Here is a 15,597-nt window from a genome sequence, read left to right as displayed (position 1 = left end):
GACCCACCCCTTATGCAACGCCGCTGAGCGGCGCGTGAGCTACTGCGTACGGATCGCGTCGGCGGCACTCGTGGACTGGCTGCCACGAGACTTCTTTGAACGACCGGAGAAGATCGCGGTCAGAATCAGGATGACGCCGAGGGCCGCGACGGCACTGATGCCGAGAACAGGCAGGTTGAAGGTCGTGATGTAGGCTTCGGCGATCAGGAACGCGCCGACCATGCACACGAGGAGCGCCCAGACGAACGCGCCGACGCGCACACCCCTGCTGGGTGCCTCGGGCAGGTCGTGATAGTTGACGGGCCAGGCGGGTGCGCTCCACGTCTGTGCGCCCGAAGCGCCCGGCCCCGTTCCCGTCGCCCCGGAGTGTGCCCCCGAGGGGTCCTGTGAGCGCGAACCAGCCCCGGCCTCGGGCTGGGAGGCCCCGGGGGACGTAGCAGCCGCAGGCGCCGTCGTCTCACCCGTGAACGCCGGATCGAAGGCTGTGCGACTCCCAGATGCAGTGGCCCCCTCCTCCTCGTGGAAGATCGCGAGCGGATCAGTGGAGGGCATCTCCAGGGTCGGTTCCGGGGTCGTGGGCAGCGTGCTCGTCACATCCAGTTCGGGGTAGCGCGAGGTGACGTCGGTCCCGGTGAACTCGCTGGTCGCGTCGTTGTTGGGGGTAGTCATGGTCGTTTCCTTCCTCAGTTGCCCGGAGTGGTGTAGGCGGGAGTGGACGAGGGGGACGCTGACTGCGTCGGGGTGGGCGTCGGGGTAGACGAGGGCGCCTGTGTCGGGGTGGAACCCCACGTGCCCGAGGTGTCGGGGGACTGCAGGATCGTCAGGTTCTCAAGGACCACGTCATCCGTGATGAGGACGGTGATCCCCCCGAGCGACGTATCGCCCCACGAGGGGGAGGACACGGTCTGGCCCGGGCAGTTCTTCAACGGGGCGGCCCAGCCGTCGTTCGTCATGTTCGTCACCAGGGAGCCGATACTCGACCGGCACACGATCTGGACGGGCTGACCCTCCGCCGTCTGGATCGTCAGGTGCTCCCAGGCCTGCCAGCTCACGGTGATCTGCTTGGTTGTGCCGACAGGTGCCCCGGTCAGGTCGAGGGTGACGGTGCCCAGGGGACTCGCGCCCTGTACGGAGGTGACCGTCCAATCGACGGTCTTGTCGCCCGTGGAGTTGCTGATCGAGGAGCTGAACGTGGAGATCGTCTTCTGTGTCGCTTCGGTGCCGATGGCGGCTGTCGGCAGCGCGACGATGATGCCGAGAATCGACAGCGTGGTCAGCCAGCCGGCGCTGCGGTCACGCAGGGCGGCAACCGCCAGGGACAGTCCGACGATGAGGAGGCACACGCCGCCGCCGATGACGATGATGCGCGCGACCGTCTGCTCCCCGGTTTCTGCTGTGATGAAGGGGATGACGGGACCCTTGTCGACCATGTAAATGCCGGCGAAGACGGCAGCCGCTACGAGGACCAGCAGGCCGGTGATCGCCATGTTGACGCGCGAGGAAACGGTGCGGGGGCGGTGGGTCGGCACAGGGGGCGCGGCCCATCGACGAGGCTTGGGTGCGCTCGGTGGAGGCGTCCAGCCCGGGTGGGGCTGGGAGGGGCGAGCGTCTGCCGGGCGAGGCCCGGCCTGCGTGTGAGCCTGCGTGCTGGCGGCAGGTTCCCCGTAGGTGGGGAAGCCGTGGGCGCTCTGCTGTCCGCCCATGGTGTCCCCCTCCACGTTAGCGGTCGGGGTGGTCGGCCCAAAAGGGGCGGTCGTTCCCGCTCCTCCCGGAGTGCTCGGGGTGCCGTACTGCGGTGCCGAGCCGGTGGCCTGGTTCTGTCCGGACTTGTTCGCGCTCGAGATGACGAAGGCAATGAGGCCGACGACGAAGGCGGAAACTACGAGGAAGCCGAGCCAGCCAGCACCGAGACCGATGCCAATACCGCCGAGGATGCCGACGGAGGGCAGGACGGAGGACACGCTGACAAGGCACAGGAGGAGACCTCCCAGGAAGGCAATGTCGAAGCGTCCTTCTGCGGTTTCCTCCGCGTGGATGCGCCCGTCCTGAGCCTCGGGCAGGAGGAGCCACGCCAGGCCGTAGGCGAGCGTCACGAAGGGCAGGCACAGGGCTGCGATGACGGTGAGGACTCGCACGAGCGACAGGTCCCATCCGCTGCGTGCAGCGATGCCCGAGCAGACGCCGCCGATGACGCGAGGGTGGGCTCGGTACCAGCCGGAGGCTCGCATGGACTCAAAGAAACGCTTGCGGGGCGGACGCTGTCCGTAGGCACCGCCCTGGTCCGACGGACCATTTGACCAACTCATGGTGCACTTCCTCTCGATGGGATCCGCATACATTCGGATCGGATACCACTACTCAACCAAACGGGGGTCCCCTCGCGATAGTAGGGGACCCCCTGAACCGCCCCTGATTGTGCCGGGGGTACCCCCGGCCTCGTCCCTGGACGTGCCACAATGGACACGTGAGCAGCACGGTCAACAACCCGCATCCTGGGTGGACGCCGCCGATTCCGGCACCGCCCGCCAGGCCCCCGCTTGCGCGCGCGACAGCCTCCAGTCCGGACATGCCTGCCCCCTGGATGGCGGGCGTGTGCTCGGGCCTGGCCGTGCACCTGGGCGTCCCGGTCATGGTGATCCGCGGCGGCCTCATCGCCCTGACCTTTCTCGGCGTCGGCGCGGTCGCCTACCTGTGGCTGTGGGTGACGGTCCCCGAGGATTCGCCCGAGGCCTCGGCGGCGGGCACGCTCAGCCCCGGCCTCGTGCGTGTGCGTCAGGAGAGGGCCGCTCAGGTTGCGCGTAACCGTATGATCGTCACGGGCGTGGCTCTGCTGGTTGCCGCGGTGCTTGGCGCGATCCTGAACGCGACGAGCGCCCTTGAGTGGAGCGACATGGGTTCCATCGTGTCGATCATCGCGGGTATCACTTTGGTGTGGAGCCAGAGCCGCGAGGTGCGCAATTGGCGCTCGGTGCGCTTTATCGGCGCGGTCGTGGGCGGTATTGCGCTGCTGAGCCTCGGCGTCGTCATGGCCGCCTCGCGTGACAACCCACCCGTCATCCTGCTGCGTGGCGGTCTCATTGGTGCTGCCCTAGTTGCCGGCGTTCTCTTTGCGCTTGTCCCCATGTGGCTGCGTACGACGAAGGATTTGTCCGAGGCCCAGGCACAGCGGGTGCGCGAGGCTGAGCGCGCCGACATTGCCGCACACCTGCACGACTCCGTGCTTCAGACGCTGACTCTGATTCGCGCCTCCGCCGAGGACCCGGCGCGCGTGCGCGCCATTGCCCTGACCGAGGAACGCGAGCTGCGCGCCTGGCTGTACACGGGCCACGCGCAGGCCGCTGACTCTCTCGAGGCTGCTGTCACCGAGGCCGTTGTCGGCGTCGAGAGCCGCTATGGTGTGCCGATCAGCGTCGTTGTCGTCGGCGACATGCGGCCCGGCCCGGGCGAGCTTGCCCTCGTCGCGGCTCTGGCCGAGGCCTGCCAGAACGCCGTGCGCCACGGTGCCCCGCCCGTCTCCGTCTACGTCGAGGTGCGCGCCCGCGTCGTCGAGGCCTTCGTGAAGGACAACGGCGAAGGATTCGACCCCGCCACAATCGCGGCCGACCGCCACGGCGTGCGTGACTCCATCGTCGGGCGCATGCGCAGGGCCGGGGGAAGCGCCACGATCCGTGCTCTGTCGCGCGGCACCGAAATTGCTCTGAGCGTGCCGCGCTCCGATATTCTGGAAGAAACAGCCCCCACCGGGAGGACACAGTGACCATCCGCATCCTTGTCATCGACGATCACCCCATGGTTCGCGCCGGGGTGCGCTTCGAGCTTGAACACTCCGGGGCCGACCTTGAGATCGTCGGAGACGCCGCCGACGTCGAAGGTGCCATCGCAGCGTGCCGCGCCCTGACCCCCGATGTTGCTCTCCTTGACGTGCACCTGCCCGGCGGCAACGGCGGCGGGGGGGCCGAGGTCGCCAGCTCCTGCCGCGACATCGACGGCCTGCACTTCCTGGCACTGTCCGTCTCAGACTCCGCCGAGGACGTCGTCCAGGTCATCCGCGCGGGCGCTCGCGGGTACGTCACTAAGTCGATCTCCACGCCCGAGCTGGTCGAGGCAATCAACCGCGTCGCCGCCGGCGACGCTGCCTTCAGCCCGCGCCTAGCCGGTTTCGTGCTGGACGCCTTCGGGACGGGGGAGGTCTCGACGACCGACTCTGAGCTGGATCTGCTGTCCGCGCGCGAGCAGGAGGTCATGCGCCTCATCGCTCGCGGCTACACGTACAAGGAAGTCGCCCACGACCTGTTCATCTCCATCAAGACCGTCGAGACGCACGTCAGCTCGGTCCTGCGCAAGCTCCAGCTCTCCAACCGCAATGAGCTGACGCGCTGGGCCATGCAACGACACATCGTGTGAGGTCAGCCCCCTTTTGTACGCGCCGATCATCGCCCGCTGGTCCGGCGTGCCTACAATGGAATCCCGAGAGCGTGACAGCGCCTGACCGCCCCGCACGGACGGCCTCTTTTATTTCCGCGACCTCGGAGGACGCATGCACCGCATCGGTTTTGACAGTGATCAGTACGTCGAGATGCAGTCTCGACACATTGCCCAGCGACGCAGTGAATTCGGCGGCAAGCTGTATTTGGAGTTCGGCGGCAAGCTGATCGACGACATGCATGCCTCGCGTGTTCTGCCCGGTTTCACGCCCGACAACAAGGTGCGTATGCTGCGCGAACTGGCCGACGAAGTCGAGATCATCGTCGCCGTCAACGCCAAGGATTTCGCGCGCCGCAAGGTCCGCGCCGACATGGGAACCACCTACGACGACGAGGTTCTGCGTCAGATCGACGAGTTCCGCGAGCGCGGCCTGTACGTCGGCTCCGTTGTCATCACCCAGTGGACGGATGACAACAAGGCGGCCGCCGAGGTCAAGGAGCGCTTTGAGAAGCTCGGCATCCGCGTCTACCGTCACTTCCCGATTCCCGGCTACCCCTCGGACGTCGAGCGCATCGTCTCGGACGAGGGTTACGGCGCGAACGAATACGTTCAGACCAGCCGTGACCTCGTGGTTGTGACTGCTCCAGGCCCGGGATCCGGCAAGATGGCGACCTGTCTGTCGCAGCTGTATCACGACCACAAGCGCGGGATTGAGTCGGGGTATGCGAAGTGGGAGACCTTCCCGATCTGGAATATTCCCCTTGATCACCCGGTGAATATCGCCTATGAGGCTGCCACGGCCGACCTGGACGACGTCAACATGATTGACCCCTTCCACCTGGAGGCCTACGGGATCAAGACGGTTAACTACAACCGCGATGTGGAGATTTTCCCGGTCTTGAGCCGCCTGTTCGAGAAGATCCTCGGCGCTTCCCCGTACAAGAGTCCCACGGATATGGGCGTGAACATGGCTGGCAATTGCATCGTCGACGACGAGGCCTGCAAGGAGGCGTCGCGCCAGGAGATCATCCGCCGCTACTACAAGGCCCTCGTGACCGAGAAGAAGGAGATGAGTGAGCCGGTGCAGTCGGCCCGCATCTCCCTGCTGATGAGCCGCGTCGGCGTGGGTCGCATGGACCGTCCGGTCGTGCGCCCCGCCCTGGAACTCGCTGAGGCCACGGGTCAGCCCGCCGCCGCGATGGAGCTGCCCGACGGTCAGATCGTCACGGGTAAGACGTCGGCGCTGCTGGGCTGTTCCTCGGCGATGCTGCTCAACGCGCTCAAGAAGCTCGCGGGCCTGCCCGACGAGGTCCAGCTCTTGGCCCCGCAGTCGATCGAGCCGATCCAGCGCCTCAAGACTCACGACCTGGGTTCTCGCAACCCGCGCCTGCACACGGACGAGGTCCTCATTGCGCTCGCGGTCAGCGCGAACGGCGACGACAATGCGCGACGTGCCCTGGATAAGCTGAGTTCGCTGCGCGACTGCGATGTGCACGAGTCGGTCATTCTGGGTCCCGTGGACGAGGGCATCTTCCGTTCCCTGGGCATTCAGGTGACGACGGAGCCGGTGTACGCGACGAAGTCGCTGTACCGCAAGAAGTAATCACTTCGACGAGGCCGGGGTTTCTGTCGCGTATGAGCGCGGGGAGGCCCCGGCCTCGTCGCGAACCGCCCTTTGAACTGCCTCCCGTTTCTTGGACATTGAAATTGAAGTCCAGGGAATGGAAGGCTTTTCATGCTTGTGAGGGTGGGGCGGTTTAGGCTTGGAGGCGATGAGTGATGCGACTTCTTTGCCTGACCTTGGTTTCTTGATCGGCTCCGATGGGGGATTCCAGGACGACTACGTGCCGCCGGAGGTTCCCGCCTTCGACGTGGAGGACGCCCTGGGAGCCGACTACGACGACGGGTGGCCCGAGATCGCTATGCCCGGCGGCGAGTCGGGGGCGCCTTCCGCGTGGGAGCCAGCCCAGGCCTCGTTCGAGTCCTCGTGGAATCAGCCCCAGCACCCCAGCGTGGATCCCGATTCCCTCACGCGCGGCCTGAATGATCGCCAGCGCGAGGCGGTCACGCACGCGGGATCGCCGCTGCTGATCCTGGCGGGCGCGGGTTCCGGCAAGACGCGCGTCCTCACGCACCGCATCGCCTACCTGCTGGCCACGGGTCGAGCGCGGGCGGGGCAGATCCTCGCGATCACGTTCACGAACAAGGCAGCCGCCGAGATGCGCGAACGGGCGGGTTCCCTCGTGGGGGACGACGCGCGGCGCATGTGGGTGTCGACCTTCCACTCGGCGTGCGTGCGCCTGCTGCGCTACGAACACGAGGCGGCGGGCCTGTCCTCGTCGTTCACGATCTACGACGCGCAGGACTCTCAGCGCCTCATCCAGATGGTCCTCAAGGCACAGGACGTCGACATTAAGCGCTTCACCCCGAAGATGGTGGCGGCGCGCATCTCGGACGCGAAGAACGAGCTGATCGGCCCGGCGCGCTACGCGGACCTGGCGGGCAAGGACCCGGTGTCGCGTATCGTCGCGGCAGCCTACGTCGAGTACGACAAGCGTATGCGCGCCTCGAACGCGCTGGATTTCGACGACCTCATCATGCGCACGGTTGAGCTGCTGCGCGATAATCCGCTGATCGCCGAGCACTATCACCGGCGCTTCCGTCACATCCTGGTCGACGAGTACCAGGACACGAACCACGCCCAGTACGTCCTCGTGAGAGCCCTCGTGGGCGACGGATCCGATGGGGTGACGCCTGCGGAGCTGACGGTCGTCGGTGACTCCGATCAATCGATCTACGCTTTCCGCGGGGCCACGATCCGCAACATCGAAGAGTTTGAGCGCGACTTCGCGGGCGCGCGCACCATCCTGCTCGAGCAGAACTACCGCTCGACGCAGAACATCCTGTCTGCCGCGAACGCCGTCATCGCCCGCAACACGGGGCGCCGCGCAAAAAACCTGTGGACGGCCTCGGGCGACGGCGCGCTCATCACCCTGGACGCCGCGGACTCCGAGCACGACGAGGCGCGCTTCGTCGTCGGCGAGATTGATCGCCTGGCCGAGGCCGGCACCGACTGGGGCGACATCGCGATCTTCTACCGGACGAACGCCCAGTCCCGCGCGCTCGAAGAACTCCTCGTGCGCCAAGGCATCCCGTATCGCGTCGTCGGCGGCACCCGCTTCTACGAGCGCCGCGAAATCAAGGATGCGCTGGCCTACCTGCAGGTCATCTCCAACCCCGACGACACGGTCGCCGCCCGCCGCATCCTCAACGTCCCCAAGCGCGGCATCGGTGCCAAGGCCGAAGAAGCCATCGCCGCGCACGCCGCCCGCTATGGCATCTCGTTTGGTGCGGCCCTGCGCCACCTGTGGGTGCGCGCCGGGTGCCCCGCCGGCGAGGGCGAGGGGATCGACATCGACGCGCTCGCTCGTTCCGCGTCCCCGGACGAGGCCTCGGCCGGGTCTTCGGCTCCCACGTCCTCCGCTCAGGGGGCGGGGGAGAACCCGGCGGCAAGCGTCGCTGAGGATGAGAGCGCGGCTGCGGCCCCGGCTTCGTCCCGGACGACGCCGGAGGCAACCGGAGCCGCGAATCCTGCTCGCACCCCTGATCCTGCTCGCACCCCTGATCCCGCGAGTGTGCCCGATCCCGCGAGTGTGCCCGAGGTCGTGGGCATCACCGCCCGCGCTGCGAAGTCGGCGGCAGCTTTCTGGGGACTCATCGAGACGCTGCGCGCTGCTGAATCCCGCGGCGCGTCCCAGGCCGACATCCTCGAAGAGGTCCTCGACCGCACGGGCTACCTCGCGGAGCTGCGCCGCAGCGACGATCCGCAGGACGCCTCGCGCGTCGAAAACCTGGCGGAACTGCACTCGGTCGCGGGTGCCTTCGCGGCCGACGCGCCCGGCGGCACCCTCGCGGACTTCCTCGAGCGCGTCGCTCTCGTCGCCGACTCGGACCAGGTGCCCGCGGAGGGCGAGCGCGGCGGGCAAGTCACCCTTATGACCGTGCATACCGCCAAGGGCCTCGAATTTCCGGTCGTGTTCGTTACCGGCATGGAGGACGGCACCTTCCCGCACCAGCGCAGCCTCGGGGACGAGAGCGAGCTGGAGGAGGAACGCCGCCTGGCGTACGTGGCCATCACGCGTGCGCGCGAACGCCTCTACCTGACGCGCGCGGCCGTGCGTAGCGCCTGGGGGACTCCGCAGGAGATGCCGCCGTCGCGATTCCTCGACGATATCCCCGCTGAGCTGCTCGACGTGCGCCGCGCCGCCACCTCGGGGGAGCGCATGCGTGCCTCCTACGGCGGATCCTACGGGTCCGGATCGTACGGCTCAGGTTCCCATGGGCGCTCGCGCGGATCCGATGGGCACGACCCGTGGGGCGATACCGACACGGGCGCCTTCGGGTCGGGGCGCCGGGGCGCGGCCGCCCAGCCGTCCGGCGTGCGCAAGGTGACCCGCATGGGCGTCGCCTCCGCCGCTAAGTCGGCCGACGACAAGCCGGTGCTCTCGCTCAAGGTCGGGGACCGCATCAAGCACGCGACCCTGGGGGTCGGCACCGTGACCGGCGTCGAAGGGGAAGGGCCACGCACCGTGGCTCGCATCCGCTTCGGCGTGGGCGAGAAGCGCCTCCTCGTGCGCATGGCCCCGATGGAAAAGATTTCCTAGGGTTTCCCCTCGGGGCCGGGCTGCTTGGTGTGCCCGTGGACGGCGGCCCGCCCGCGAGCTGTCCGCGCTGCGAGCTTCGCTCGGTGTGTCGGTTCCTCGTGTCGCGAAAATCCCCCGTTTGGCGACGGTGAGATCGTAGTTCGAAGTGGTGTCGCGCCCAAAGTGCAGACCACCTCGGCGAAAAACGCTGGAAACGGGCTGTTATGGGCGAGGTGGTCTGCGTTTTGAGCAAAACTGTGTCGGCCATGGTGTGTTGTTCGCACGCAAGCCCTCTGTTCTGAGCGCTAACCCTCTATATCGCACGTAAACCCGCTCATTGGAGTGTGGGCTGGGCTGCCCATGCTCGCATTAGCGGGTTAACGTGTGGATTAGAGGACCCACGTGCAGGTTAGCGGGTTAACGTGCGCATGAAGGAGCCTAGGCCGCCACTCGTCGGGTTAACGTGTGCAATGAAGTGCGTCGATTCGTCACGAATTGGGCCATGTGTATACGGGAATGACATCCATGCTCGACCGCCGCCAAAGGATTCGCGGCGCGTGCTGTCATGCTGCATTGAGAAATGTCAGGTGGGCGGGGCACCACAAACTGTCCGCCCCGACGACGCCAACAGCCCACCTCGCAACGCAAAGCAACGTCAAAGGAAGAGAGTGCCCGGGTCAAGGCTGCAACAAGCCTTGATAATGTGCGGGAACGAGGGCATTCTCACCGGTCCCACGCTAGAATTATTGCGCTGACCACACCACGTTCAACGGAGGGAATAAGGTGGATCTTTACGAGTACCAGGCTAGGCAGATGTTCAAGGAGCATGGGGTGCCCGTGCTTGACTACCGCCTGGCGTCGACCCCCGAGGAGGCGCGTGAGGGTGCGCGCGAGCTGCTGGCGGAGGGTGCCTCCCTGCTGGTTGTCAAGGCTCAGGTGAAGACGGGTGGCCGCGGCAAAGCTGGTGGCGTCAAGCTCGCTCACACCGCCGACGAGGCCTACGAGAAGGCTGAGGCGATCCTCGGCCTCGACATTAAGGGCCACATCGTGAAGAAGGTCATGATTGCGGTTGGCGCGGACATCGCCGCCGAATACTACTTCTCGATCCTGCTGGACCGTTCGAACCGCCGCCACCTGGCGATGTGTTCGCGCGAGGGCGGCATGGACATCGAGACCCTCGCGAAGGAACGCCCCGAGGCCCTGGCTCGTGTGCCTCTCGACCCGGTCGTCGGCATCGACGCCGAGGTCGCCCGCCGTATTGCCACGGAAGCGGGTTTCGACGAGGCCACGGCGCAGACCATCGCCCCGGTCCTCGAGACCCTGTGGACCGTCTACCGCGATGAGGACGCGACTCTGGTTGAGGTCAACCCGCTGGTCTCCAGCCCCGACGGCTCCGTGTGGGCCGTCGACGGCAAGGTAACCCTTGACGACAACGCGCGCTTCCGCCACCCTGGCCACGCCGAGCTGGTGGACGTGGCGACGCAAGATCCGCGCGAGGCCGCCGCGAAGGCAGCGGGACTCAACTATGTGCGCCTGGAAGGCCAAGTTGGCGTGATCGGTAACGGCGCGGGCCTCGTCATGTCGACGCTCGACGTGGTCGCGATGGCCGGCGAGGAGTTTGGTGGCGTGAAGCCCGCGAACTTCCTGGACATCGGCGGCGGTGCCTCGGCTGAGGTCATGGCTAAGGGCCTGGATATCATCCTCGGCGATGAGCAGGTTCGTTCCGTGTTCGTCAACGTTTTCGGCGGCATCACCGCCTGCGACCAGGTCGCTCGCGGCATCATCGGCGCGCTCGAGACGTTGGGGGATGCGGCCTCCAAGCCGTTGGTCGTGCGCCTCGATGGCAACAAGGTCGAGGAGGGCCGCGCGATCCTCGAGCAGGCCGCGCACCCGCTCGTCCACATGGAAGAAACGATGGATGGGGCGGCCCGGCGCGCAGCCGAGCTCGCAGCCCAGGAGCCGTCGAAGTAACGACCCGAGAACCGCAGGAGAATACCCATGACTATTTTCGTCAACTCTGACACCCGGGTCATCGTCCAGGGCATGACCGGTGCCGAGGGCCGCAAGCACACCCAGCGTATGCTCAGCGCCGGCACGGCCATCGTGGGCGGTACGAACCCGCGCAAGGCTGGCACGACCGTCACTTTCGACGTGCAGGGCTACGGCCCGGGCGCGGACAAGGTCACCGACGGTCAGGTCGAGATCCCCGTCTTCGGCACGGTCGCCGAGGCTCGCGAGGCCACCGGAGCGAACGCCTCCGTCATCTTCGTGCCCCCGGCCTTCGCGAAGGGTGCTGCCCTGGAGGCCATCGAGGCGGGTATTGAGACGATTGTTCTCATCACCGAGGGCATCCCCGTCCAGGACTCGACCATCGTCGTTGAGCGTGTGCTCGAGGCGGGCGTGCGTTTGATCGGCCCGAACTGCCCCGGCATCATCTCGCCCGCGCAGGCGAACCTGGGCATCACCCCGGCGGACATCACGGGTCCGGGCCGACTCGGCCTCGTCTCGAAGTCCGGCACGTTGACCTACCAGCTCATGTACGAGCTGCGCGACTTTGGCTTCACGACGTGCCTGGGTATTGGCGGCGACCCGGTCGTGGGCACCACCCACATTGACGCGCTGGCTGCTTTCGAGGCGGATCCCGATACGGATCTCGTCATCATGATCGGCGAGATCGGCGGCGACGCCGAGGAGCGCGCGGCCGCGTGGATTCAGGAGAACATGACGAAGCCCGTCGTCGCTTACATTGCTGGCTTCACTGCCCCCGAGGGTAAGACGATGGGCCACGCGGGAGCGATTGTCTCCGGTTCGTCCGGCACGGCCGCGGCGAAGGCGGAGGCGCTCGAGGCTGTGGGGGTGCGCGTGGGTCGCACTCCTTCGCAGACGGCGCAGATCGCTCGTGAGATCCTCTCGCGATAACGTCACAGCTTGAATCGGCCCGGGGTCGGCGTGCAGCGTCGCGGCCCCGGGCCGATTCTGTCACCATTGGCCTGTGAGTGAGCGCATCAGAGAAGTACCGATCACCCGACGGACGACGACCACGTATGTGGCGGGTCGAGCGACCATTCGTGTCAGGGTCCCGAAGGGATGGGCGCGTGGCCTCGTCGCGGGCGTGGAGGCGGCCTTCGCGGGGTGGGCGATTACGACCGTGACCACGATGATCGTCTACCTGTCGCTGCGCTCGAACACGTGGATGAGTGACACGTTGCCGCGTGATGCGCTGGCGTTGGGCGGTGACTTGTGGGTGGCGACCCTGGGGGGTACGTCGGTGGCCGGGGGAGTGTCTTACCGTGTGATTCCGACGCTTTTTGGTGCGCTGTTGATCCTCCTCGTGCGGCTTTTGTTGCGTACGACGACGGGGTTTCCGCGGTCGTCGGCGCTGTTTGCGGTGCCCGGGTTCCTCCTGACCGCGTGGTTTCTGGCGGGTACGTCGGGGGTTCATTCGCAGTGGTGGACGGGCACGGTCGGCGCGGTTCTGATTCCTCTCATTGGGTCGGGTTGGTTCGTGGTGTCCAGTTATTCGCGTGATTCTGAGGCTCCGTCGATGCAGCATTGGATTTCTGGTGGCTTCAAGATGGGTGGCCTCGTGAGTCTGGTGACGGTGGTCGCGGCTGCCGCTGCGGCGGTGGTCGCGCTGGTGGCGGGCTGGGGTCGTGCGAGTGGCATCCAGGAGCTGCTCGGCGCCTCGTCGCTGGTGGATACGATGTTTATTGTGGGCGCGCAGGCGCTGTTTGCTCCCACGGCGATGGCCTGGGCGGCGGCCTGGTGGTCGGGCGCGGGTTTCATGACGGCGACGGATTCGCTGCATTCGCCGACGGTCGTGGACGCGGGGCCGATTCCGCCGATTCCGCTGCTGGGGACGGTCCCGGAGACGGCTCCCGGCAGCTGGGTGGTTCTTGTGCCGGTTGCGTTGGGTATCGCTTGTGGCGTTGCCTCGGCGCGCGTGTATCGGCGTTCTCACTTGTTGCATCAGAGCGCACAGGGTGTCCTGGCCTCGGTTGTTTTTGTTTCGATTGTTGCGCTGTGGATGTGGAGCGCGACGATGAGCATGGGGTCGGTGCGTTTGGCGTTCATGGGGCCGCTTGTGGGGCGGTCGACGCTGTATTTGTTCGTGGAGATTGCGCTGCCGGCGATGCTCGTGCCGCTTGTCACGCATCCGACGACGCTGGCTTTGGTGGGGCAGAGTGCGGGCCGCGTGCGCTCCGAGGGTGAGGCCCTGCGCCGCCGCCACGCTGAGCGTTTGTCGCGTGAGGCGGCCACGGCCTCGTTGATCGAGGGGGACGAGGCCTGGGCTGAGCGCGGGGATGACGCGGGGTCGGCGGACGCGACGGAGGTCGGTGAGCCGTGGGCTGAGTCCGCTGAGGCCGTTCAGCCTGACAAGCCGCGGGCCGCGTGGAGGAACCGTGCGGCGTGGGCTGAGTCGGTGAAGGCGGCGAAGCGGCGGGTCAGGCGCCAGAAGCGCGTGGCGTGGGCTGAGCCCGCTGACAAGGATGACGAGGGTGACACGGATGACCCCGAGGCGAAGGGGACGAAGGGTGAGGGCCTGAACTAGACTGGGAGGTGCCGCGACTGGCGAGGGTGGATCACCACCGGGGAGCGGCTGCATGTCCCGCGAGGCGTCGCCCGCCTGGGCGCCTGGGTTTGGCTCTTAACCTGGAGGAACTATGTCCGTCTCCCTGGACAACCTGGAACCCATCGACGTGCGCCCCATTAAGCGGGCCCTGATTTCCGTGTATGACAAGACGGGCCTGGAGGACCTTGCGCGCGCGCTGGGCGAGGCCGGTGTGGAGATCGTCTCCACTGGCTCGACGGCTGCTCGCATCGCGACCGCGGGCGTGGCTGTTACCCCGGTTGACGACGTGACCGGCTTCCCCGAGGTGCTTGAGGGGCGCGTGAAGACCCTGCATCCCTTCATTCATTCCGGCATCCTGGCCGACCAGCGTAAGGCTGCGCACCGCGAGCAGATCGCGCAGTTGGGCATCCGGGCGTTCGACCTGGTCGTGTGTAACCTGTACCCCTTCCAGGACACGGTTGCGTCGGGTGCATCCTTTGACGAGTGCGTCGAGCAGATCGATATTGGCGGTCCTTCGATGGTGCGCGCTGCGGCAAAGAATCATCCGTCGGTTGCGGTCGTGACTTCTCCGGAGCGTTACGCGGAGGTCGCCGAGGCCGTGGCGGGGGAGGGCTTCACCCTCGAGCAGCGCCGTGTGTTGGCCGCCGAGGCTTTCGCCCATACGGCGACCTATGATCTGGCGATTGCCGGCTGGTTTGCCGACGAGCTGGGTCTTGAGGACGTGCGTGAGACGCTGGATGACGCCGCAGAAGCACACCTGGACGCCTCGGATGCGGCGTTCCTGGAGTCGCTGGGCTACGAGGCGGGCGAGGACTACGTGGTGGAGGTCGCCGAGGAGGAGGGGCAGGCCGCGGGTATGCCCGTGTTCGTCGCTGACGCGTTCGAGCGCGTGGAGTCGCTGCGCTACGGCGAGAACCCGCACCAGGGTGCGGCCGTGTACCGCGAGATCGACGAGGCCTTCGAGGATGAATCCTTCGACGAGGAGGCCTTGGCCCCGGGCATCGCGAACGCGCGCCAGCTGCACGGCAAGGCCATGAGCTTCAACAACTACACGGACGGCGACGCCGCGCTGCGCGCCGCCTACGATCACGAGCGCCCCTGCGTGGCGATCATCAAGCATGCGAACCCCTGCGGCATCGCGGTGGCCGACGATGTGGCCGAGGCGCACCGCCTGGCGCACGCCTGCGATCCCGTGTCGGCGTTCGGCGGCGTGATCGCCGTGAACCGACCGGTGACCGTGGAGCTGGCCCGCCAGATCGTCCCGATCTTCACCGAGGTTGTGCTGGCCCCCGATTACGAGGAGGGTGCGCTCGAGGTGCTCTCTGCGAAGAAGAACCTGCGCGTCCTGCAGGTCGAGCCCCCGGCTCGCGGTTCGTATGAGTTCAAGCAGATCAGCGGTGGCCTGCTGGTCCAGGAGCGCGACGATATTGACGCGCCCGGTGATTCCCCGGAGAACTGGACGCTCGCGGCCGGCGCTCCTGCCGACGAGGCGACGTTGGCGGACCTGGAGTTCGCGTGGCGCACGGTGCGTGCGGTGCGCTCGAACGCGATTCTGCTGGTCAAGGATGGTGCGTCTGTGGGCGTGGGTATGGGCCAGGTGAACCGCGTGGACTCGTGCAAGCTGGCGGTTGAGCGCGCGAATACGCTGGGTTCGCGCTCGACGGGTGACGCGGCGGCTTCCAACGTGGACAGCGCGGGCGGCGCTCGCGCGTCCGAGGTCGTGGCCGAGGCGCCTGAGCAGCGTTCCATTGGTGCGGTCGCCGCGTCGGATGCGTTCTTCCCCTTCGCCGATGGCCTGCAGGTGCTCATCGACGCGGGCGTGAAGGCCGTCGTTCAGCCCGGTGGCTCCGTGCGTGACCAGGAGTCGATTGACGCGGCGAACGCTGCGGGCATCACGATGTACTTGACGGGCACGCGTCACTTCGCGCACTGATTTTCCCGTTTGTGGGTCTCAGG

Annotated in this window: 10 protein-coding genes and 1 riboswitch; of the genes, 8 read left to right on the top strand and 2 right to left on the bottom strand. The window is 66.9% G+C overall.

Annotation, left to right across the window (positions count from 1 at the left end):
- Window positions 1-39 precede the first annotated feature (39 nt).
- A complete protein-coding gene (locus tag HMPREF1136_RS03780) occupies window positions 40-669 on the bottom strand; it encodes a hypothetical protein (RefSeq protein WP_009647999.1) in 630 nt (209 codons plus the stop codon).
- A gap of 14 nt (window positions 670-683) precedes the next feature.
- Window positions 684-2,306: a PspC domain-containing protein gene (locus tag HMPREF1136_RS03775; protein ID WP_009648002.1), complete on the bottom strand. Its 1,623-nt coding sequence runs from the start codon at window positions 2,304-2,306 to the stop codon at window positions 684-686.
- A gap of 260 nt (window positions 2,307-2,566) precedes the next feature.
- Between HMPREF1136_RS03775 and HMPREF1136_RS03770 the strand changes: the two genes are divergently transcribed.
- The 8 genes from HMPREF1136_RS03770 to purH all read left to right on the top strand — a co-directional run bounded on the left by HMPREF1136_RS03770 (window position 2,567) and on the right by purH (window position 15,574).
- Window positions 2,567-3,757, top strand: coding sequence for an ATP-binding protein (locus tag HMPREF1136_RS03770; RefSeq protein ID WP_034504781.1), 1,191 nt, complete (start codon window positions 2,567-2,569; stop codon window positions 3,755-3,757).
- Window positions 3,754-4,404: a LuxR C-terminal-related transcriptional regulator gene (locus tag HMPREF1136_RS03765; RefSeq protein ID WP_009648003.1), complete on the top strand. Its 651-nt coding sequence runs from the start codon at window positions 3,754-3,756 to the stop codon at window positions 4,402-4,404. The genes HMPREF1136_RS03770 and HMPREF1136_RS03765 overlap by 4 nt, the downstream gene beginning before the upstream one ends.
- A gap of 133 nt (window positions 4,405-4,537) precedes the next feature.
- Complete coding sequence (locus tag HMPREF1136_RS03760; protein WP_009647998.1) at window positions 4,538-6,028, top strand: DUF1846 domain-containing protein; 1,491 nt, start codon at window positions 4,538-4,540, stop codon at window positions 6,026-6,028.
- Between the two features lie 169 nt (window positions 6,029-6,197).
- Complete coding sequence (locus HMPREF1136_RS03755) at window positions 6,198-9,089, top strand: UvrD-helicase domain-containing protein (protein WP_009647996.1); 2,892 nt, start codon at window positions 6,198-6,200, stop codon at window positions 9,087-9,089.
- Window positions 9,090-9,851: 762 nt separating this feature from the next.
- Complete coding sequence (sucC, locus tag HMPREF1136_RS03750; RefSeq protein WP_009648001.1) at window positions 9,852-11,039, top strand: ADP-forming succinate--CoA ligase subunit beta; 1,188 nt, start codon at window positions 9,852-9,854, stop codon at window positions 11,037-11,039.
- A gap of 27 nt (window positions 11,040-11,066) precedes the next feature.
- Window positions 11,067-11,987: a succinate--CoA ligase subunit alpha gene (gene sucD, locus HMPREF1136_RS03745; RefSeq protein ID WP_009648004.1), complete on the top strand. Its 921-nt coding sequence runs from the start codon at window positions 11,067-11,069 to the stop codon at window positions 11,985-11,987.
- Between the two features lie 73 nt (window positions 11,988-12,060).
- Entirely contained in the window at window positions 12,061-13,620 is a 1,560-nt protein-coding gene (locus tag HMPREF1136_RS03740) for a cell division protein PerM (RefSeq protein ID WP_332248230.1), read from the top strand.
- 3 nt (window positions 13,621-13,623) lie between these two features.
- Window positions 13,624-13,708: riboswitch (ZMP/ZTP riboswitch) on the top strand.
- A 24-nt stretch (window positions 13,709-13,732) separates the two neighbouring features.
- On the top strand, window positions 13,733-15,574 hold the full coding sequence (gene purH, locus HMPREF1136_RS03735; RefSeq protein WP_009648000.1) for a bifunctional phosphoribosylaminoimidazolecarboxamide formyltransferase/IMP cyclohydrolase: 1,842 nt from the start codon (window positions 13,733-13,735) through the stop codon (window positions 15,572-15,574).
- Window positions 15,575-15,597 lie beyond the last annotated feature (23 nt).

Source organism: Actinomyces sp. ICM47 (assembly GCF_000278725.1).
Classification (GTDB): Bacteria; Actinomycetota; Actinomycetes; order Actinomycetales; family Actinomycetaceae; genus Pauljensenia.
The sequence above is the reverse complement of the archived record's forward strand: the minus strand, read 5'-3'. Positions and strand labels throughout refer to the sequence as shown.

Bases quoted from the DNA above. Each gene is read 5' to 3' on its own strand.
- HMPREF1136_RS03780 (WP_009647999.1), bottom strand. From the start codon at position 669: ATGACTACCCCCAACAACGACGCGACCAGCGAGTTCACCGGGACCGAC.
- HMPREF1136_RS03775 (WP_009648002.1), bottom strand. From the start codon at position 2,306: ATGAGTTGGTCAAATGGTCCGTCGGACCAGGGCGGTGCCTACGGACAG.
- HMPREF1136_RS03770 (WP_034504781.1), top strand. From the start codon at position 2,567: ATGCCTGCCCCCTGGATGGCGGGCGTGTGCTCGGGCCTGGCCGTGCAC.
- HMPREF1136_RS03760 (WP_009647998.1), top strand. From the start codon at position 4,538: ATGCACCGCATCGGTTTTGACAGTGATCAGTACGTCGAGATGCAGTCT.
- HMPREF1136_RS03755 (WP_009647996.1), top strand. From the start codon at position 6,198: ATGAGTGATGCGACTTCTTTGCCTGACCTTGGTTTCTTGATCGGCTCC.
- sucD (WP_009648004.1), top strand. From the start codon at position 11,067: ATGACTATTTTCGTCAACTCTGACACCCGGGTCATCGTCCAGGGCATG.
- purH (WP_009648000.1), top strand. From the start codon at position 13,733: ATGTCCGTCTCCCTGGACAACCTGGAACCCATCGACGTGCGCCCCATT.